Annotated in this window: 19 protein-coding genes; 5 read left to right on the top strand and 14 right to left on the bottom strand. The window is 50.1% G+C overall.

What is annotated here, in order from left to right; genetic code table 11:
* The first annotated feature begins 24 nt into the window (after positions 1-24).
* The 3 genes from TY10_RS07195 to TY10_RS31370 are packed head-to-tail and all read left to right on the top strand — an operon-like array spanning position 25 to position 1377.
* On the top strand, positions 25-975 hold the full coding sequence (locus tag TY10_RS07195; RefSeq protein ID WP_238327494.1) for a hypothetical protein: 951 nt from the start codon (positions 25-27) through the stop codon (positions 973-975).
* Positions 947-1114 carry a hypothetical protein gene (locus tag TY10_RS31365; protein ID WP_238327495.1) on the top strand — a complete coding sequence of 56 codons (168 nt, stop codon included), beginning with the start codon at positions 947-949 and terminating at the stop codon, positions 1112-1114. The genes TY10_RS07195 and TY10_RS31365 overlap by 29 nt, the downstream gene beginning before the upstream one ends.
* Positions 1111-1377, top strand: coding sequence for a hypothetical protein (locus TY10_RS31370; protein ID WP_238327496.1), 267 nt, complete (start codon positions 1111-1113; stop codon positions 1375-1377). The genes TY10_RS31365 and TY10_RS31370 overlap by 4 nt, the downstream gene beginning before the upstream one ends.
* A 70-nt stretch (positions 1378-1447) precedes the next feature.
* On the opposite strand, the gene TY10_RS07200 is transcribed toward TY10_RS31370, so the two are convergent.
* On the bottom strand, positions 1448-2839 hold the full coding sequence (locus TY10_RS07200) for a hypothetical protein (protein ID WP_042162041.1): 1392 nt from the start codon (positions 2837-2839) through the stop codon (positions 1448-1450).
* A gap of 161 nt (positions 2840-3000) precedes the next feature.
* Between TY10_RS07200 and TY10_RS07205 the strand changes: the two genes are divergently transcribed.
* On the top strand, positions 3001-3978 hold the full coding sequence (locus TY10_RS07205; RefSeq protein ID WP_042162043.1) for an arsenic resistance protein: 978 nt from the start codon (positions 3001-3003) through the stop codon (positions 3976-3978).
* Positions 3979-4085: 107 nt separating this feature from the next.
* Here TY10_RS07205 and TY10_RS07210 read toward each other — a convergent pair whose 3' ends face one another.
* The 9 genes from TY10_RS07210 to TY10_RS07250 all read right to left on the bottom strand — a co-directional run bounded on the left by TY10_RS07210 (position 4086) and on the right by TY10_RS07250 (position 13316).
* A complete protein-coding gene (locus TY10_RS07210) occupies positions 4086-5411 on the bottom strand; it encodes an alpha-L-fucosidase (protein WP_337588338.1) in 1326 nt (441 codons plus the stop codon).
* Positions 5396-6493 (bottom strand): mandelate racemase/muconate lactonizing enzyme family protein, encoded by a 1098-nt coding sequence (locus tag TY10_RS07215; protein ID WP_042162045.1) that lies wholly within the window; start codon positions 6491-6493, stop codon positions 5396-5398. Before TY10_RS07215 ends, TY10_RS07210 begins: the two co-directional genes overlap by 16 nt.
* 76 nt (positions 6494-6569) lie before the next feature.
* Positions 6570-7337: an SDR family NAD(P)-dependent oxidoreductase gene (locus tag TY10_RS07220; protein ID WP_042162046.1), complete on the bottom strand. Its 768-nt coding sequence runs from the start codon at positions 7335-7337 to the stop codon at positions 6570-6572.
* A gap of 39 nt (positions 7338-7376) precedes the next feature.
* A complete protein-coding gene (locus TY10_RS07225; RefSeq protein WP_042162049.1) occupies positions 7377-8558 on the bottom strand; it encodes an extracellular solute-binding protein in 1182 nt (393 codons plus the stop codon).
* A 50-nt stretch (positions 8559-8608) separates the two neighbouring features.
* Positions 8609-8827, bottom strand: coding sequence for a hypothetical protein (locus TY10_RS07230; RefSeq protein WP_042162052.1), 219 nt, complete (start codon positions 8825-8827; stop codon positions 8609-8611).
* 60 nt (positions 8828-8887) lie between these two features.
* The gene (locus TY10_RS07235; protein WP_042162054.1) at positions 8888-9481 is read right to left on the bottom strand and encodes an NAD-dependent epimerase/dehydratase family protein; all 594 of its coding nucleotides are present in this window, start codon (positions 9479-9481) and stop codon (positions 8888-8890) included.
* A 15-nt stretch (positions 9482-9496) separates the two neighbouring features.
* Positions 9497-10411 (bottom strand): fumarylacetoacetate hydrolase family protein, encoded by a 915-nt coding sequence (locus TY10_RS07240; protein WP_042162055.1) that lies wholly within the window; start codon positions 10409-10411, stop codon positions 9497-9499.
* A 45-nt stretch (positions 10412-10456) separates the two neighbouring features.
* Positions 10457-11230 carry an SDR family NAD(P)-dependent oxidoreductase gene (locus tag TY10_RS07245; protein ID WP_042162057.1) on the bottom strand — a complete coding sequence of 258 codons (774 nt, stop codon included), beginning with the start codon at positions 11228-11230 and terminating at the stop codon, positions 10457-10459.
* A gap of 1129 nt (positions 11231-12359) precedes the next feature.
* Entirely contained in the window at positions 12360-13316 is a 957-nt protein-coding gene (locus TY10_RS07250; protein WP_042162059.1) for a carbon-nitrogen hydrolase family protein, read from the bottom strand.
* Positions 13317-13597: 281 nt separating this feature from the next.
* Between TY10_RS07250 and pdxR the strand changes: the two genes are divergently transcribed.
* Positions 13598-15043 (top strand): MocR-like pyridoxine biosynthesis transcription factor PdxR, encoded by a 1446-nt coding sequence (pdxR, locus tag TY10_RS07255; RefSeq protein WP_042162060.1) that lies wholly within the window; start codon positions 13598-13600, stop codon positions 15041-15043.
* Positions 15044-15113: 70 nt separating this feature from the next.
* Here the strand turns inward: pdxR and cyoD are convergent, their stop codons facing one another.
* From cyoD to cyoA, 4 genes are read right to left on the bottom strand one after another with little or no spacing between them, the layout of a single operon-like run.
* Positions 15114-15440: a cytochrome o ubiquinol oxidase subunit IV gene (cyoD, locus tag TY10_RS07260; RefSeq protein WP_042162063.1), complete on the bottom strand. Its 327-nt coding sequence runs from the start codon at positions 15438-15440 to the stop codon at positions 15114-15116.
* Positions 15441-16070, bottom strand: coding sequence for a cytochrome o ubiquinol oxidase subunit III (gene cyoC, locus TY10_RS07265; protein ID WP_042162065.1), 630 nt, complete (start codon positions 16068-16070; stop codon positions 15441-15443).
* Complete coding sequence (locus tag TY10_RS07270) at positions 16070-18061, bottom strand: cbb3-type cytochrome c oxidase subunit I (protein ID WP_042162067.1); 1992 nt, start codon at positions 18059-18061, stop codon at positions 16070-16072. The genes cyoC and TY10_RS07270 overlap by 1 nt, the downstream gene beginning before the upstream one ends.
* A gap of 18 nt (positions 18062-18079) precedes the next feature.
* A complete protein-coding gene (gene cyoA, locus TY10_RS07275; protein WP_042162069.1) occupies positions 18080-19042 on the bottom strand; it encodes a ubiquinol oxidase subunit II in 963 nt (320 codons plus the stop codon).
* Between the last annotated feature and the right edge of the window lie 616 nt (positions 19043-19658).

Genomic DNA, 19658 nt, shown 5'->3' on the forward strand with positions numbered 1-19658 from the left:
GAATTCAAAAAGGGAGAGATTACTATGCAAAGATCAGTGTCACCTGCAGCCAAGTATATGGTTGCCTTTCTACTAGCAGCAGCATTTTTACTCAATGCCGCAATTTTACCTGCTGGTGCTGCCGCAAAAACCGAATCCGCTGCGGAGTACGGTATTTTCCTTAAGGACAAGTACAACTTGACTGTTGCGCCTAAAGCTACAAAAGGCGATTTCATTCAATACACAGCTGCAATTCTGGGCAACCCGAAAGCGGATAAAGAAGTTGCTTTCACAGATATTGCTGCTGCTGACCCGCTTTATGCAAGCGCAGCTGCTCTGCACGGCAAAGGTATTCTGGGCGGAACTACGGTTGAGCCTAAGCAGCCGCTGAAACCGCTGGTTGCAGCGCTGATCTCACTTCGCGCAGCCAATCTGCAAGAGCTGGCTCTGACTTATCCGAAGGAGAAAGTTGACAAAGCGCTCGTTAAGCTCGGCGTACCGGTGAAATCGGTAACTGGCACAACGGCTCAAGAGCTTGCAGCTGCTGTCGATACGGGCCTGATCCCTACTGAGTTTTACGGCGAGTTCAAAAACAATGCCGCTGCTTCCACTGCTTTGACACAAGCACTGCTTGGCAAAGTGTTGACGATCAACGGCAAATACAAACAGTACATCGGTTATGTCAGCGATGCTGATATTTACTCCAAGTTCTACACAGCTTATACAACTTCCAACATCATTCAAATTCCTAAACTGCAAGAGGTTGTAGACCGCGCCCTGAAGCAAGATATCGTGACTGGCTACAACTTGAAGGATTCCCGCTTTGACGCTAACTTCGTTGAATCCTTGTCCGTAACTTACGGTCACTCCAATGTGAAGCATGCGCTTCAACTGATCGGCCTGCTTCGCAGCGAAGGCATCGATGCCAAAGTACAATTCGAGCCAAAAATCATCCGCTTTCATTCATATGAAAGAATGGGGCACGCCAACGATTGACGATACCAACCAAGCGGTATTGACAGAGAACGGCAACTATATCAACTATGCGAAAGAATATGATATTAAATTCGAATTTGTAAACACGGCTGACAAAGCGCAGTTTGACAAAATCATCTGGTCCTATGCGAAAAAATGACGCGGCTGGCCAAAAATGGTCTGATTGCGGGCTCGTGGTTCCAACCGCTCTACTACTCGCTGACAAAAACAGAAGGCTACAAAGAAATTGCCAACAACAAAATCGTTGACGGTCATTACTATGCACAAACCTTCTCCCTGCCAGACAAAACAGATGCAATTGCTAAAGGCTTTGCTACTGTTGATCCATCTGTAAAAGTTACTACTTACACGTTCTGGGTTGACGGTCCTTTCTTCAACTACCTGAACGGTGAAGGTCTGTAAGAATAGCCTTTAATTAAACAAGCCACCTATTCGAAGTTATCGAAACAGGTGGCTTGTTTTTTGTGCATTTTCAGAACCGGTAGGCTACATTCAGCGTATTTGCCCATGCCAGCTGTCCGTTAGGCATCCAGTCCAGCAGTGTACCTGCTCCGGCAAAGAGGAAGGATCGGTCCTCCGTGTTGTAGACCCAGATTTGACTGTCTCTGAATTGAAAAGCCGCCAGCTTCCCATCTGGTGACCATCGAACGGAGTAGACTGCGTAGTAATCCTCGCTCTTTTCATAGGCGATTAGATCGGCAATTACTTGTTCCGTCAGACGCTTATCCGTGAGAACCGATTGTTTTTTGCTTCCGAAATCCAGCACAATTCTGCCTAGAGGATTTTCTTCCCAAACGTCTGCTGGAAGAATCAGATGCGAATTATCCGCCCAGCTTAGCGGGTAGACGAATAAAAATCCGTCACTGTGGGACATATGAGCTGCATTTTCCAATGTATAGATCGGCTTCCCTTTTGCATCAAACACTTTCAAATCGGCAACTGGACCAATCAAATCGTCATGCGCGTACAACACAGCAATTTTCTTCCCGTCAGGCGATGAGGATAAGCCGTAAACCGGCTTGTCGAACTTATACAGTAGCTCGCGTTTCCCGTCTTTCAACCCCACCTTGTAAAGTCTTTTATTGCCTTGTACCAAGTAGGTGTACCCCGAATAGAATTGATCGGAGTACATATCATTGTATCCATAATCATTTCCGTAACCATCCTTGTGCTTATCCAGCACAACAGGAAGCTCCAACATTTTATGATTCAAGATGTTATACAGATGATGCTGGTCTTTCCCATAAAATAAAAAAGATGGACCGGCTCCCCCGTTCCCTTTGATCGTCTTTATCCAATTGCTGTCCCAACCCGGAATGATGCTTTGCTCGTTGGTGAGCGGGTTTTTCAACGTAAGGCTAGGCTGCCTGCCATTATAGCTTACGACAACTATATTGCTGTTCGGTTGATCCTCGCGGGAATACGTTCTTCCGTCAACGGTTTTGGCTGCATCCAGATTGAACATAAACGTGAGGGTCTCTTTATCAAAGACAAAGCGAATCCGCAAAAATCGCGGCGTCTCCCACTCGAGCGAGTACTGAAGCTCGGCCTGCTCATCGCTTTTCTTCAAGCTGCTCTCCAGCGCTTTTTTGAACGAGTCCTCCTGCATATCGAAATTAGACTTTACCATAATAACCCTTTGCCGATCCGGAACCGTTTCAAACTGCTCGATGTATAAAGACGGCTCTTCTAATGTAAGGGGTTGATTCATTGCTTCTTCCGGAGATGGAGTTTGAGTTGGAGTTGAAGCTACCTTTACGGCTTCAAAGCTAATGTCAGAAATCTTGTTAACGGGAGGCTGTTCCGTACTCGTACATCCAGTCAATACGAACATTACGACAATCAGACTAACAAAATATCGCACACGATCCCTCCTTGTTTTCGGATACTCTCACATGATTACATTCCGCTTCATGAATTTACATATAATAGAAACGCTAGCGGCCGCTCTAAAGTTGCAGCAACACGGGAATGCCATCTTTCTTTTCATGGTATAATTTAGTTTAAAAAAGGAGTTTCACTGCATTGATTACAAGAGAGAAGCTGGAACAGCATCAGATCTGGGTCTATGTTGTCGCATTAGTCATCGGAGGCATTTATGGAGCGTACAGCCCGGGGGCTGGTAATGCACTGCATATCGCGATTTCCCCTCTGCTCGCCATTCTGTTATACAGCATGTTCGCCCAAATCCCATTCCTGCAGCTGCGGGAATCCTTATCCAATGTGAAATTCATTAGCGCTTTGCTCGTATCCAATTTTGTCGTTGTCCCTGCCGTTGTATGGACATTGACGCAAATTTTCCCGCAACCGCAAGCTGTGCTCGCAGGATTGTTTCTCGTGCTGCTGACACCTTGCATCGACTATGTCATCGTCTTTACGCAGCTCGGACGCGGCAATGAGAGGCTTATGCTCGCCGCAACGCCGATTTTATTCGTCGTTCAGATGGCCCTCCTGCCTCTTTATCTGTGGCTATTTCTTGGAAAAGATACGGCCGTCATTGTCAAAGCCGGTCCGTTCGCCGAAGCCTTCTTCTACCTGATCGTCATTCCGCTTCTGCTTGCGATCGCTACACAGCTATGGGCAAACAAACGCTCAACAGGAACGGCCTTCCTGGAAGCAACCGCATGGCTGCCTGTACCATTTATGGCTTTAGTGCTCGTCGTAGTTGTCGCTTCACAGATCGGTAAAATTATCGATGACTTCCGCCTCCTACTGCAAGTACTGCCCATCTACGCCGGATTTCATCTCCTTATGCCGCTGCTTTCCCGCCTCGTCGTCAGATGGTTTCGTCTCGATACGGGCGCAGGACGAGCCGTTATATTCAGCTCGGGGACGCGAAATTCGCTCGTCGTTCTCCCGCTTGCTCTTGCCCTGCCGGGAGAATGGGCGACAATTGCGGCCGCCGTTATCGTTACTCAAACGATAGTAGAGCTCATTGCGGAGCTGTTCTATATTCAGGTGGTGCCATCCTTCCTATTAAGGGATTCGAAGCCTGCTAGATAGAAAGATCAACTTAAAAAAGCCTAACAGCTCGAAAGGGACAAGCCCCTGTTTTTACATACAGAGGCTAGTCCCGATTTCAGGCCGTTAGGCTTTTTCTACATCTATTATTACCGGCGTCCCGGCCATACCGGTGCCGTCTCGAAGTCGACAGCGACTACAGTGTTCCAGTCGTCGCAATCCTCTGCTGCTAGCTCGATCCATACACGGCTGACACAGTAATCCCCGTCTACACCGCCGAAGAAACCGTGCGTCTCTTCGACGCGGTAAGCCAGCTCCTTGCCCGTTTTCAGCAAACGGACACCTTTAATCTTGCCGCCCACCTCACGCAGCTCCACCGGGGTACGAGGCACATCGCGTAAGTGCAGGTAGATCGTGTTGTCTTTCGTCGTCATCGGCCCATAGAAGCATGGCGGATAATGCGCAGGTACACGGCTCGTTCCATAGATGCTCTCTCCGGAGTGAGCAAGCCAGCTGCCGATTGCCGCATAGCGCTCCTTCGCTTCCTCCGGCCAAGTCCCGTCTGCGCGTGGTCCTACATTCAACAGAAGATTGCCGCCCTTTGTTGTAACCTCCAGCAGCGTATTCAGCAGCGTAACTGTGCTCTTATAGGCAGATGTGTCCGAATGATAGGCCCATTGGTTATTCATCGTCATGCAGGTTTCCCACCACTCATCCGGCGGATGAAGCGGCACGAATTGCTCCGGCGTTTCATAATCGCCCGCTTCCGGCAGCCTGTCGTTAATGATCAGGTGCGGCTGCAGGTTAAGCATCATGGACTTCACTTCGCTGCTTCTCCAGCGATCAGCACCAAAGCCTGGAACGTCGAACCAGATCAGATCGATCCGTCCGTAGTTGGTCAGCAGCTCGCGAAGCTGCTCGACAAAACGCTTGTGAAACTCCCACCAGCGCTGAGGGTCATAGACATTAGGCTTAGGCGATTGGATATGCGAATTAATCGGAATAGTAGCAAAATCCGGATCATACCAGTCGATTGTCGTAAAATAGAGCCCAACCTTCAGTCCCTCAGCCCTTGCTGCTTCTACAAACGGTGCGACCAAATCCCGCTTGGGACCACGCTGCACCGCATTGTAACCGGTTGTCTTCGTATCAAAGAGACAGAAACCGTCATGATGCTTCACCGTCAATACGATATATTTGGCACCGGCTTCCTTCGCCGCTCTAGCCCATTCGCGCGGATCATACAGCTCGGGATTGAACTCATCAGCCATGCTTTCGTAAGATTCCATGTCCGTGTGCTGATGGAAGTGAGGCATAAGCGGCCAAGACGCTTCAATTTCCCGCAGCGCATAAGGTCCCCAATGGATAAAAACGCCAAATCTTGCTTCATCAAACCACTGTGCTTCTGGATGTAAGGCTTTCATAGTATCGCTCTCCTCTTGTCTGTTGTCGTTATCTGTTATCGAACGCGGTATTGTTCAAAATATTGCGGGATAATGGTCGTCGACGCACCCGGTTGCTGCGGAAGAACGTAGAAGCCGTCTTTTACCGTAGCCGGTTCCTCGAAAATATGGCGGATCCAAGGAATGTACTCCAGCATAACTGCTCCCGGAGTCGCCGCAACCAGATGCTGATGGATTTGACCCATGTCGCCGACATGCGGGCATACCGGCAAGTCATAGGCCGCAGCAAGCCCTGCTACTTGAAGCCATTCCGTTACGCCCGCTACGCGAGTTACGTCCACTTGCACATATTCAACCGCACCCTGCGCAATGTAATCGCGGAACGCGTATTTGTTGTACACATGCTCGCCCAAGGCGATCGGCACGTTCAGCTCATCGGCCAGCTTTTTATGATTGGCAATATCATCGGGATTAAGCGGCTCTTCCAGCCAGATGAGATCGAATTGCTCCAGCTTTTTGCCCCAGGTCATAGCGGTCGTAATATTCCATTGCTGATTGACGTCGATCATCAGACCGGTATGATCACCGATTGCCCGGCGAACCGCCTCGACCCGCTCGAAGTCCTCTCTCGGATTTTCCTTGCCGACCTTCATTTTCACAGCGGTAAAGCCTTGGTCCAGTATGGCACTCATATCCTCAATCAGTCGTTCCTTACTCCAATTCAGCCAGCCGCCGTTCGTGTTGTACGCCTTGATTCCATCGGGCTTATGTCCGCCTAAATACTGCCACAGCGGCTTCTCGGCCGCTTTGGACATGATGTCCCACAGCGCAATATCGACGGCTGCGAGCGCCATATGGGTTACGCCGGCCCGGCCGATCCAGTGCATCGGTCCGAATCGCATTTCTTCCCACAACTGTTTGACCATAAACGGATTTTTGCCAATTAAAGCTGGTGCGTAGTAGCGGTCAATCGTATCCGCAATCATCTCATCGCCTTTAGCGCAGGTTCCTGTATAGCCATAACCGGTAATGCCTTCATCTGTCTCGATCCGAACGCCGGTCACGCCCCAATGTGTAGCGACATTGATAGCATCCGTAATAGGCGGGGTAATAGGCACATGTAAAATGAAGCTTTCAGCTTTCGTAATTTTCATTCCAATTCCTCCATATGATCGTTTAGGTTCAGCGATGATTGCTTATAGATTTGCAGGCTTAGCAGGGCTAGTAGCACTAGTAGCCCAAGGAAGCACCGCCGTCCACGGGAAGTGCAACGCCGGTTACGAATTGCGACAAGCGGCTCGCGAAGAACAGCGCAGCGTCCGCAATTTCATACGGCTTGGCCGGTCTGCCAAGCGGATGCATATCGTCCAGCATGACACGGGTGCGGGCAGGGTCATCCTGCTCCTCCGTCCATTTTTCCAAAAGCGGTGTGGATACCCCTGCAGGACAAATGCAATTGACCCTTACGCCATCAGGCGCATAATCCAGCGCCAGCGACTTTGTCATCGCCACGATCGCTCCCTTGGTCGAAGCGTATACCGCATTTTGCTTTTGCCCGACCAATCCGTTCAGGCTGGCCATGTTGACGATGCTTCCCTTCGATTGCTTGAGCAGCGGGATAGAATGCTTGGTCAATAGGAAGACACTTTTCAGATTGACGTCAATGACTTTGGTCCATTCCCGCTCCTCGACATCTTCAATCAGCTTCGGCAGTATGGTGGCGGCATTGTTGACGAGCACATCCAGTCTTCCATATTGCTTAGCGATCGCTTCTATCAAGCGGCGCACGTCGCTTTCCGATGAAACGTCTGCGGGGAATGCCACGGCTGCCGCCTCACCGTAAGCCATCTTTATGGCCTCCGCCACTCTCTGGCCCTCCGCTGCGTCGATATCGGCGATGACGACGATGGCACCCTCTTCAGCAAACCGCAGCGCCGTCACTTCTCCGATTCCGGAGCCGCCTCCGGTAATGAGACATACTTTTCCTTCTACTAGCATTCCGATCCGTCCTTCCAAATTGCAGTGTTCATCAAGTAGCTACACATATCGGCTGACGATGCAGCCGATATCGGCGGCAGCGCCTTTAAGCGCATCCTCAACGGACAGCTTGCCGGTTATGCCGTCCTGCAGCGCTTTCCATAATAGATTTTCGGTTTCCGGATATTCCGGAAATTTCGGCGGAATGATGACGCTCGTCGCCATCGTCTCATCAAGCAGCGACCAGCGCAGCGCTTCCAGCGAGCCGGCAGGTGCGCTTTTTTTCTGCGCGTCCATCACCGATCCCCGAACCGGTACATGCCCATTTAGGGCATCGATACTTTGAGCCTCATAGGAAGTCAGAAACTTCAATAAGGAGATTGCTTGCTCCGGCTTCTGCGTCGAAGCCGTTACGGCGAAGGAATGGCTGCCGCAGTAGACGGATCTTTGCCCGCTGGCATCCGCAGGCGTTAACGCGAGTCCGAAACGTCCCGCTGCCGCCGACGATGGATCAAGCAGCAGTTGATAATAACCGGGCCAATCCGTTACCATCATGCATTCGCCATCGCGGAAGCACTGCGATACCTCGTCGTAATGCATGCTTGGCAGATTTTGCGGTGTAAGCTGCTGCTCGTACATTCTTTTCAAATAACGCAGCGCCTCTCTTCCTGCCTCGCTATCAAATCCCGGCTGCAGCCTTTCGTCGAACAGTTCCCCTCCTGCACTCACCAGCAGCTCGAAGAACGTGCCGAACAGCCCCGATTCCATTCCCGGATATGCAAATCCAGTCCAGCCCTGCCCTTTGGCCGCCACAGCTGCTTCATACAGCTCCTGCCAGGTTTGCGGAACATCTAGCCCTAATTGCTGAAGCTGATCCTTCCGGTAGAACAGCAGACGGGCATCGAAATTGCGAGGGATGCTCTTCAGCTTTCCTTGAACGCGTGCCAGCTCAACGAGTGCAGGCGAGAAATCGCTCAATTGCTCGGCGGAAAAGTAATCATCCAGATCCAGCAGATGGGATGCTTGAGACGGTGCATATTTCGTATGCGTCGATATCAGATCGTAATCGCATTCGCCGGAATCGAATAATTCGCCCACATGGCGGTTAAGATCAGGGTGCGCCCCCAGAAATGAAACGCTTACATGAATGCCCATATGCCTCTCGAATTTGTCGAAAATATGGTAGAGCGGATTGTACGCGGGACCTTCAATTAAGGCCACTCGTAAAATTTGGTCCGTCATATAATTCCTCCTTCCGATTTGAATTCGTATCCGCTATCGGAGACGGATAATTAATGGCCGCTGTCGGGCTGCGGCCGAAGCCTTTTTTTCGGAACGATGCCAAATTCAGTCGCCATGCGATTAATGGAGTAAAGTGGTTTAAAGGCATTTTCTTGACCCCTGTAGGGCTCCAGATGAGCGTTGTCCATTTTATTCCCGTACCAGGAGCGAAGCAGCTCGATGGTCGGCACCGATGCGCCGCTGTCTGGAGCAACAAGATTGCAGGTCATGCACCGGGACTGAAATGGCGCCTCCAGCAAATCGACGAACGCATCTACAATATCGCTCGCTTAGACTCTGCCGAGCTCTACATAAGGAACGGAAAGCTCTGTTGCCGTATTAATGATGGGTGGTTCAAAGTCCTCATCCGGCACAACAGCTCCCAATCTAATGTTGATGAAGTCCGTATCGGGCTTCGCTCGATGAAAGTAACGCGTCACTTCCTCTGCCATCGCCTTGCTTAAACCGTACGCATCGGTTGCGAGACACGGATGATCATCGGGAATAGGAAGCTCCACTGGGACGAAAGATGGATCGAGTACGCCTGCAGCCGCAATAGAGCTGGCTGTTATAAATTTTCGGCAGCCCCGGTCCAGCAAGCAGCGATAAAGTCTCCTCATACCCGCTACATTCACCGCGAACGCATCCTCTTCATTGCTCCCGCCAGTGACTGCTGCGAGGTGAATAACCGCATCTATCGTTTTGCCGTCCAGCTTTTGCAAAGTCTCTGGCTGATCGAAGGAGCCTTGTATTTGCCGAATGTGGCTGCGTTCAATATCGTTAACTGTGCTGCGGCTCATGACCGTGATGTCATGTGTTTCCCCTAGACGCTCAATCAGTCTTTGTCCAATGAAGCCTGTTGCTCCGGTAATGAGGATGTGCATACGCTCATGTCCTCCCTATGCCAGTTCCTGCTCGCTAACTATGCAGTTCGTTAACGTTCCCAGACGTTCAATCTCTACGGTTACGATGTCGCCAGGCTTCAAGTAAACCCGCTTGTCTGCCGGATAACCAAGCACGACGCCTTCAGGCGTACCGGTCAAAATCAAATCGCCAGGCTCCAGCGTCATATGCTGGGAAATGTAGCTGACGATCTCATCACAATGGAAGATCATATCCGATGTATTCGAATGCTGTCTCACTTCCCCGTTCACCGTACACTTCATTTCCAGATCATTAGGGTTCGGAACTTCGTCTGCCGTAACGAGGTAAGGGCCAATTGGACCAAAGCCGTCGCAAGTTTTGCCCAACAGCCATTGCGGAGTCCGCATTTGCAAATCTCTTGCCGACAGATCGTTAGCGTTGCAATAACCGAAAACATAGCTCAGCGCTTCGTCTTTGCTTGCATACTTGCAAGATTTGCCCATAACGATAACAAGCTCTACTTCGTAGTCGACCTCGCTCGTTACACGCTCAGGCAAAGCGATGTCCTTCCCGTGACCGGTTAGCGAGTTATTAAATTTATTGAACAAAATCGGATACTCTGGGATGGCTGCATTGGTCTCAGCTGCATGCTTCCGGTAGTTAAGGCCGACGCAGATGATTTTCCCCGGTTTCGTAACGCTTGGACCAAAGGAAACATCCGCTTCATTCAACAGCCAGTCCGCTTTGCCTTCATTCGTCTGCTGAAGACGCTGTAAATAGTCGTTCAATGTTGATATTGCTGTGTTACCGCCGCTGATGACTTCCATTACATCAGCAGATACTCCATCTGCCGGCAAATCTTGCAGCGCCGATTGGATATCGACGATCCCGTTATCAAGCTTAACCCCCAGCGTGTTCGTTCCGTTACGTTCAATCGTTACGAGCTTCATGTTTGTCCACACCCTGTCGTTAGAATATTCAATCAATTAATGCCATTAAGCATCCTTGCCGAATACGACTCCACCGTCAATGTACAGCGGTGAACCCATCATAAACGAAGCTTCGTCCGATGCCAGAAACAGCGCCGCATTCGCCACATCCTCGGGTCTGCCCAGCTCTCCGCTGAGCTGTCTCGTCTTGATGGCTTCGATCGCGGCAACCGGATCTTCATATGCACTTTGCAAATATTGCTCAACAAACGGCGTCATAATGGTGCCAGGCAGCAGGGCATTGACGCGAATATTATATTTGGCGTAATCGACCTGCATCGATTTGGTCAAGGCAAGCACAGCACCCTTGGAGGCCGAATACGATGCCCGGCGGGCAAGTCCGATCTCCGCGACGCAAGAGGACATATTGATGATAGCGCCCGATTTTCTCTCCATCATATAAGGCAGGATGTGTTTGCAGGGCAGGAACACACCACGCAGGTTCACGCGAATAACCCGGTCCCATGCCTCCGGCTCCAGCTCGTGAATAGCCCCTACGCCGCTGACGCCTGCGTTGTTGAATAGCACATCGATAACGCCGTACGCCTCGATCGCCTTTTCAGCCATCCCTTTCACCGAATCCGAATCCGTCACATCGGCTTGAAGGAATATACCCTGTCCGCCTGCGGCGTTAATCCGCTGGACGGTCTCTTCACCCGCTGTTTCATCGATATCGTTAACGATGACCGATGCTCCCTCGCGAGCGAACAGCTTGGCCGTCGTTCGTCCGATACCGGAGCCCGCTCCGGTTACGAGCGCAACCTTTCCTTGAAGCCTCATTCTAAAACCTCCATTCCTTAATCGAATGATTAACTAAGCTCTGGCGGCACGCAGTCGCGTGATTCGCGCAAGCGGTATTCAGCCGACGTTGCATAATTACATGTTTCGCTCTTTCAGCCGCTGCCATCATCCATTCTTTAATATTGCTAAATAGTCCGCTATTTTCAGAAGCGGTAATCTTGTTAATGACAACAATAGTTTAACACTAACGTTCAAAGTCGTATTTATCCGGTGCTCCAATTATTTGATGATTAGTCCGGTAATTTTTATAATTTACATCGTTGCTTCCGCACTCACTGCAATAAAAAAAACGCCAGTTGGCGTTCTGTAGGAAATGAATGAATTGGTTTGTACCTATATTGAATTTACGATGGTTGAGTTGCTACAGCCTCAGTTAACATGTATGCACACGAACATACAGAGGCTAATACCTGTGCAGTGTAGTGTTGACGGTGACCAAATATCCGTTGTTGCCCTATTCCGCCGTAGTTTGCATCCACCTCTCACCGCTCCCCCACTATGCTAGCCTAATCATGCTAAACACCGAAAAAAATAAAATGCAAAAGTGCATTTTGTTTTGCATCAAACCGCCCCAAATCACCCTCAAAATGTAAAAGTACATTTGAAATCAACCATTTCCGCCGTTTTGGCCCTTTTTGAGCCAATCAACCTGTACTTTTGCATTTTGATGCGATAAATCGCCCATATTCCGCCTCACAACCTGCACTTTTACATTTTGACACCTCACCAACTGGCCTTTGCTAATTCTCTCGTAATAAAGTAACTGTATATTAGTTTCTCTGAGCTGTATGTTAGTTCCTCTGAGAGCTAAATGATGGCTGAAGTGGCTTTACTCTAGTTTCCAACAAACTATCGTGATCGCTCATCCCCTTCTCCTATCGCAAAATTATCTCAGGAGCCTCCCTATATATATTGTTCTGGAGAGTATGGTACTGGTTTTGCTGCATCATTGGCACAGGTAGGGTGAGCGGAGCGTTTTGAGTTCAGGATGGCATTTTGAAGATTCTATCCATATCATCGTGTAAACGATGGAGCTATGGAATCAAGAACGACAGCATGAACCAAAACGCGCAGCGACCTCGCCCCTGATGCACTCCTGCAGCTACCGCTACCTCTCCACAACCCTCCGAACAATCTCCTGCTTCTTATCATTCACAACCAGTTGGAAAACATCAGGCCGGCTATAATGACCAACGGCATCAAAGTCGAACCGGCTTTGCGCAACCTGAGATAGATCCAGCGTCGCCATCATAATGCCCTCCTGATCGTACAGCGGCTTGACGACATATTCACCCAGCGGACCTACGATTGCGCTTCCCCCTCGGCTCAAAATCTCTTCGTCGTCCTCCATATCCGCATAACATGCCAAATCATCCGGATACGAAGCCTTTGTTGCATACTGATTGGAGGAGATGACGAAGCATCGGCCTTCGCAGGCAATGTGGCGAATCGTCGACTGCCAGGTGTCTCTAGCATCTGCCGTCGGAGCGATATACAGGTCAATACCTTGTGCATACATGGCTGTACGGGCGAGCGGCATATAGTTTTCCCAGCAGATCAGTCCTCCGATTCTTCCGAACGGCGTGTCGATTACGGTCAGCGTGCTGCCGTCTCCTTGTCCCCATAATAAACGCTCTGAACCCGTAGGAACGAGCTTGCGATGCTTGCCAAGCAGTCCGCCATCCGGTCCGACATACACCATTGTGTTATATAAAGTTCCTGTGCTGTATTCCTGATCACGTTCAACAACGCCGATCACGAGATACACGCCTAATTCTTTTGCCAGCTCCCCGAAAATGTCGGTTTCAGCCCCCGGCACCGCAATGGCGCTTTCCCAATAACGCTGGAAGTCCTTTCTTCCAGCGTTTGTCCGGCTGCCGACACGGGCGCCAAAGCTCAAGCCACGCGGATAACCAGGCAGAAAAACCTCCGGAAAAACGACCAGCTGCGCGCCCTGTCCGGCTGCCTCTCTTGTCATGCTGGCGATTTTATCCATCGCGGATTGCTTGTCGAATAATATTGGCGCAGACTGAATTACAGCTACATGAATTTGTTTATTTTTCACTCCATCATCCCTTTCTCTATCCGAATTATCTTAAGCTTGATCATAAAAGAAAAAACTTCAAAAACAACCATCCAAAATCGGATGAATAAAAGCCAGCCAATTTGCGGATGAAAGAGATATAAGCAGCCATCCAATTTTCAGCAGAGATGACCCTCCATGTTCATCGTTTCGAAATTAATTTGTCAAGGCAAGGATGCATTTCCGCTTCTTCTTAACGGGATATCGGTGGTATGATAACAATCGCAATAGGTCAATTTTGCAGTAAATAATGAGGTGAAATGATGTGGAAGCCCGACCGTCAAGTTAAAAAACCGATCTACGAACAAATCGCCGACCATCTGGAACGGCGAATCTCATACGGCGAATTTCCACCAGGCAGTCTGCTTCCCTCCGAACGGAAGCTGGCTGAGCAATTAGGCGTCAACCGAAGCACAGTCATTCTTGCCTTCTCAGAGCTTCGGGCGATGGGCATTATTGAAAGCCGGACAGGCAGCGGCACGCGCGTGAGCACCAGCAAATGGGAGGCTACACCCAAGCATACGCCGAATTGGAGCCGTTATGCCGAGGGCGGCAGCTTCCTCCCCAATGTGCCGTTTATGCGGAAAATCCGCGAATCACTGGCGCAGCAGCCATCGCTCATCGACATGGCCAGCGGCGAATTAGCCGCTGATTTGGCGCCGATTGAAGAAATTACAGCACTAATGGGCGAGCATCGCTATACCTCATACTTAGGCTACGACAATCCCCAAGGCTACACGCCGCTCCGGGAAGCGCTCGTCTCCCATCTGGAGCAGCAAAGAGGGATTCGAACGACAGAGTCCTCCATTCTGATTACGTCCGGCTCGCAGCAATCCCTCTATTTAATTACGCAGTGTTTGTTGTCGCCAGGGGATGCTGTAGCGATTGAAGATCCATCCTATTGCTATTCGCTGCCTCTATTCCAGTCAGCTGGACTTCGGCTGTTCCGTCTGCCAGTCGATCAATACGGGGCGCGCTCCGAGGACATTCGTTCGTTGTATAAAAAACATCGGATCAAAATGGTGTTCTTGAACCCGAATTTTCAAAACCCGACAGGAAGTGTTCCGAATACGGAACGGCGCAATCAGCTGCTCGCTGCGGCAAGTGAGCTGGGGCTTCCCATTGTCGAGGACGATCCCTTCAGTCTGACGGCTTATGAAAGCTCGCCTCCCCCGCCGCTCAAATCGATGGACCCGCTTGGCTCTATTTTATATATCGGCTCCTTCTCCAAAATCGCCGCTTCCGGGCTGAGAATCGGATGGATGGTTGCGCCGAATGCCATTGTCGAGAGGCTCGCCGATGCGAGGCAGCAGATGGACTTCGGATTAAGCGTTATTCCGCAGCAGGTCGCCGCTCAGTTTTTAAATTCGGCATACTTCGAGCCGCACTTGAACCGATTGCGGATGCAGCTACAATTCAAGCGGGACCTGTTAATTGAAGCACTTAGGAAAGAGCTTCCCGGCTTAATCACGTTCAGTGTACCTCAAGGAGGTTTACATCTGTGGTGCAAGCTGGTGCCAGAGGTTCATGACGGCAAGCTGCTGGACGAAGCGATCCGGCGAGGTGTCGTATTCGTGCCGGGGAGCGTCTATGGCTCGGAATCCGGCTACGTCCGCTTTACATTTGCGAGAGCAAAGGCCGAAGAGATCGCTCCTGGTGTCGCCAAGTTTGCCGAAGCTTTGCGCAGCCTGCTGGATGCCGTCCAATAAAAATAAACAACCGCGAAAGCTTCATCGAATGAACGAAGCCTTCGCGGTTGTTTTATTTTCAAACGAATGCCTAGCCTGCAACTTGGTTGAACATCATAATCCACATGGACCCGGCGACTACAACTAGTAGAATGACAAGTCCAAATATTAAGGACAGTAAGTTATAGCGCGGACTTTTTTCCTCACGCAGATGCATGAAGAACAAGAGCTGCACAATTAGCTGTAATACAGCTGCTCCCATCAACATGACCGCATTCGCTGTCCCCTCCAGCCAGTCATTCCTTACAATTGCAATCGGAATAACCGTCAGTACGATAGAAAACACAAACCCTAACGTATAGGATCGCACGGAACCATGAGCCTCTTCTGACCGGTGATCCGATTCGAAGCCTGCCATTTAACTCACCCCCATTAGGTAGACGACTGTAAATACGAAGATCCAGACGACATCAAGAAAATGCCAGAACAAGCTAATCGTCTGAACTTTGCGCTTCATAACCGGCGTAATCCCCTTGCTCGCCAATTGAAGAATGACCGCAACCATCCAAATCAGTCCGATGCATACATGCAAGCCGTGGGTTCCTACCAGCGTATAGAAAGCAGATAGAAACGCACTCGTTCCCATCGTCGCTCCTTCTTGCACCAGATGTGTAAATTCAGTGATCTCCAGACCAATAAAAGCTGCGCCGAGAATAGCCGTAAGAGCTAGCCAGACCATAAGCGCCTGCTTCTTGCCCTTATTCATTGCTAATACAGCCAGTCCGCAAGTATAGCTGCTTGCAAGCAGCAGAAACGTACTGACGATAATGCCGTTCAGCTCGAACAGCTCAGCTGGCCCTGGCCCGCCGTTCGTATTGCCCCGAAGTACGATATATGCGGCGAAAAAAGTACCGAATATGAGAACATCGGTCATCAAATAGATCCAGAAGCCAAAGGTACGCATCTCTTCCAGATTCGGATGATCATGATGCTCCTCTTGCGAAATGCCGGCGTGCAGCGCCGGTTCCGCGGAATGATTGGAAGCCATTAGTTTTTCCACCTGCCCGTACTCGCCTCAGAGCTTCTGATCTCTTCAACGGGAATATAATAATCAGTATCATGATTGAATGAATGTTTGAGCATGCAGATCGCAAGGCCCGAGATGCCCGCAATGACAAACCATAGCCAGTGGAAAACAAAGCCGAAGCCCGCGACAAAGCAGCAAGCAGACATCAGAATTGGAATAGCTGAATTTTTAGGCATATGAATGGGCTCGAGCTCTCCAGTATACAGCTGTGATTGAGCCTTGGCTCCGCCTTGCTCCATTCGCTGCTTCTCTTCCCACCATTCGTCCTGACTGCTGACCTGAGGCAAAACAGCGAAGTTGTAATAAGGCGCCGGAGAAGGAATCGACCACTCCAGTGTTCTGCCGTTCCATGGATCGCCAGTTGTATCGCGATTGGCAGCGCTATGTTTTACGCCATGTGCGATTTGCCAGACCTGGAACAGAAACGCAATCCCCATTAAAGCAGCGCCGATCGTGGAGACTAAGTTCATCTCCCACCAGCCTTTATCCCAGCTATACGAGACGACGCGCCGCGTCATGCCCATGAGTCCAAGCACATATTGCGGCATGAAGCACAGATAAAAGCCGATGTTCCAGAACCAGAACGCCCACTTGCCGATACGCTCGTTCAATTTAAAGCCAAATAACTTCGGCCACCAGTAATATAAACCTGCGAAATAACCAAATACGACGCCGCCGATAATGACATGATGGAAGTGTGCAATTAGAAAGTAGCTGTTATGGAATTGAAAATCAGCTGGAGCTACAGACAGCAGCACACCGGTTAGCCCGCCTGTGACGAAGCACGGGATAAAACCGATCGTCCATAACATTGGCGTCTCGAACGTAATTTTGCCCCTGAACATGGTGAACAGCCAGTTGAACACTTTTACACCTGTTGGTATGGCGATCAGCATCGTCGTTAAGGCGAAGAAGGCGTTGACATCGGCTCCCGAACCCATTGTGAAGAAATGATGCGCCCAGACCAAGAACGATAAAACACTAATGATCATCATGGCGTACACCATCGACTTATAGCCGAACAGCTTCTTTTTCGAAAAAGTCGATACGATTTCCGAGAAGATGCCGAAGGCCGGAAGTACGATAATATATACCTCGGGATGTCCCCACATCCAGATTAAGTTGATGTACATCATTGGGTTGCCGCCACCGTCCAGCGTAAAGAAATGTGCTCCGGCATAACGGTCAAGAAACAGAAGCGCCAGCGTAGCCGTCAGAATCGGAAACGAAAAAATAATCGCAATACAGCTGGACAAAACCGACCATGGAAACATCGGCATACGCATCAGCTTCATGCCCGGCGCACGCATTTTCAGAATCGTTACGATGAAATTGATGCCGGTCATCAAGCTGCCAATCCCTGAAATTTGAATACCCCAAATATAAAAATCCTGCCCAACGCCCGGATTGTACATCAGCTCCGAGTACGGCGGATAGGCCAGCCAGCCTGCATCCGGTGAACCGCCGATGACAAATGATAAATTAAACAGCATCGCTCCGGCGAAAAACAGCCAAAAGCTAAGCGAGTTCAGAAACGGAAAAGCCACATCTCTTGCCCCGATTTGCAGCGGGACCATGACGTTGAACAAACCGAACATAAACGGCATCGCCATAAACAAAATCATGATGACGCCATGTGTCGTGAAAATTTGGTTATAATGATCCGGCGCCAGGAAGCTCATCTCCGGCATGACGAGCTGCGTCCGCATCAGCAGCGCATCGACCCCGCCGCGGAACAGCATTAGAAACGCCGATAGGATGTACATGATTCCGATTTTTTTATGATCAACGGTTGTGAGCCATTCCCGCCACAGCCAGTTCCATTTCTTGAAGTACGTCATGCCGACGACTACTGCAATAAGTGTCAGTCCAATACTGACGTCGGCTCCATAGATCAATGGATCGCCCGTTACGAAAAACTCGGACGCAAAGCTTTTTACTTTTTCCCACATCGCAAACTTCCCCCTTCTCTATTGATGCCCTTCTGCAGAATGCCCGCTGTGAGAGGCTTGCTTCTGCTCCGTCGAGTTCTCTTGCTCTTGCTCCTGCTCCATAAGCGGCATGTTATGGTGATGTCCGGAAGCGGAAGCATATTGGGTCACTGTTTTTTCGAAAAGTCCCTTAGGAAAAGAAGAGAAGGTCATCTTCTGCTCGGTTGAAGGCAGCACCAACTGCTTGTACCCCTCGCTTGTAAGTGCAGGCGACTTATCTTGAACTTCTTTGACCCATTGCTCAAAGTCCGCCTGTGTTGTAGATTCCACGTCGAAATACATGCTGGAGAAATGAGTGCCCGTGAAATTGGCTCCCGAGCCCCAATATTCTCCTGCCTCATCAGCTTGCAAATAAAGCGTCATAGCCATCCCTGACATTGCATACATCTGCCCGCCAAGCTGCGGAATCCAGAAGGAATTCATCGGCGAGTCTGCCGTGATTTCGAACCGGATTGGCACGTCTTTCGGAATCTTCAGCTCATTGACCGTCGCAATTCCCTGTTCCGGGTATTGAAACAGCCACTTCCAATTCAAGGAGGTTACTTGAACGGTTAACGGCTTTTGCGCAGACTCCAGCGGCTTGGACGGCTCCAGCGCATACGTGCTTCTTACAGTAATGACGGCTAAAATAGTAATGATAATAATCGGAATGCCCCACCAGATGGCTTCCAATTTAAAGCTGTGCTCCCATCGCGGCGTATATGCCGCTTTTCGGCCTTCCTTATCGCGATACCGCCACACAATAAATGCGGTGAGCAGCAATACCGGCACAACGACGATGCAGCACAAAATCGTCGAAATCAGCATTAGATCCCGCTGCTGGGCAGCAATCGGTCCCTTAGGGTCCAATACCGCCATATTGTCCGTGCATCCGGCAGCAAGGAAGAGCATGACCGGTGCAAGAACAATAGCCATCCGTTTGATGGCTTTCGTAACTTTCATTGTTTTTCAGCTCCTATCCGCTTCCATGGTTCTTGAATCTTTCTCACTTTATAAGAGAACCACGGGCGTGTCACCAGCCGCTGAACGTCAACGTCCCACCAGCCATGTTCAATAAATTGCAACATTAATGGGGGCTGGGTGGGCTAGGGAGTTGGCTTGGTGCGGGGCATGCAGGGAGCTGCGTAATGGAGTGGTATAGCGATGCTGGTTCGCTATTTTGCGAAGGCAGGTTCACTCGGCGCTGCGACGAGGCCAAACAGCGAACCAGGTTCGCTATTTTACGCATACAGGTTCGTTCCGCGCAGGGGCGATGCCAAACAGCGATGCTGATTCGCTATTTTGCGAAAGCAGGTTCGCTCGGCGCTGGGACGATGCCAAACAGCGAAGCTGATTCGCTATTTTGCGAATACAAGTTCGCTCCGCGACCGATGACCAGTATGCCTCTCGCCTACAGCGAACTTATTTTCGCAATTGGAGAACCTTGGTTCTCCAGTAGCGAAATTGTGTTCGCTAATCACAAATTGGCAGGCTTGCTAATGCCGATTAGCGAAAGCAGCTTCGCAATATTGCGAAGCTGCTTCGTTCTACATGATTAGCTGTCTTGCAGCGAAGCTAG

The organism is Paenibacillus gorillae (genome assembly GCF_000513275.1).
In the GTDB taxonomy this organism is placed as follows: domain Bacteria; phylum Bacillota; class Bacilli; order Paenibacillales; family Paenibacillaceae; genus Pristimantibacillus; species Pristimantibacillus gorillae.

What these genes read in the sequence shown, in the direction of transcription:
- TY10_RS07195 (WP_238327494.1), top strand. Translation starts at nt 25, where the DNA reads ATGCAAAGATCAGTGTCACCTGCAGCCAAGTATATGGTTGCCTTTCTA.
- TY10_RS31365 (WP_238327495.1), top strand. Translation starts at nt 947, where the DNA reads ATGAAAGAATGGGGCACGCCAACGATTGACGATACCAACCAAGCGGTA.
- TY10_RS31370 (WP_238327496.1), top strand. Translation starts at nt 1,111, where the DNA reads ATGACGCGGCTGGCCAAAAATGGTCTGATTGCGGGCTCGTGGTTCCAA.
- TY10_RS07215 (WP_042162045.1), bottom strand. Translation starts at nt 6,493, where the DNA reads ATGAAAATTACGAAAGCTGAAAGCTTCATTTTACATGTGCCTATTACC.
- TY10_RS07220 (WP_042162046.1), bottom strand. Translation starts at nt 7,337, where the DNA reads ATGCTAGTAGAAGGAAAAGTATGTCTCATTACCGGAGGCGGCTCCGGA.
- TY10_RS07225 (WP_042162049.1), bottom strand. Translation starts at nt 8,558, where the DNA reads ATGACGGACCAAATTTTACGAGTGGCCTTAATTGAAGGTCCCGCGTAC.
- TY10_RS07230 (WP_042162052.1), bottom strand. Translation starts at nt 8,827, where the DNA reads ATGACCTGCAATCTTGTTGCTCCAGACAGCGGCGCATCGGTGCCGACC.
- TY10_RS07235 (WP_042162054.1), bottom strand. Translation starts at nt 9,481, where the DNA reads ATGCACATCCTCATTACCGGAGCAACAGGCTTCATTGGACAAAGACTG.
- TY10_RS07240 (WP_042162055.1), bottom strand. Translation starts at nt 10,411, where the DNA reads ATGAAGCTCGTAACGATTGAACGTAACGGAACGAACACGCTGGGGGTT.
- TY10_RS07245 (WP_042162057.1), bottom strand. Translation starts at nt 11,230, where the DNA reads ATGAGGCTTCAAGGAAAGGTTGCGCTCGTAACCGGAGCGGGCTCCGGT.
- pdxR (WP_042162060.1), top strand. Translation starts at nt 13,598, where the DNA reads ATGTGGAAGCCCGACCGTCAAGTTAAAAAACCGATCTACGAACAAATC.
- cyoD (WP_042162063.1), bottom strand. Translation starts at nt 15,440, where the DNA reads ATGGCAGGCTTCGAATCGGATCACCGGTCAGAAGAGGCTCATGGTTCC.
- cyoC (WP_042162065.1), bottom strand. Translation starts at nt 16,070, where the DNA reads ATGGCTTCCAATCATTCCGCGGAACCGGCGCTGCACGCCGGCATTTCG.
- TY10_RS07270 (WP_042162067.1), bottom strand. Translation starts at nt 18,061, where the DNA reads ATGTGGGAAAAAGTAAAAAGCTTTGCGTCCGAGTTTTTCGTAACGGGC.
- cyoA (WP_042162069.1), bottom strand. Translation starts at nt 19,042, where the DNA reads ATGAAAGTTACGAAAGCCATCAAACGGATGGCTATTGTTCTTGCACCG.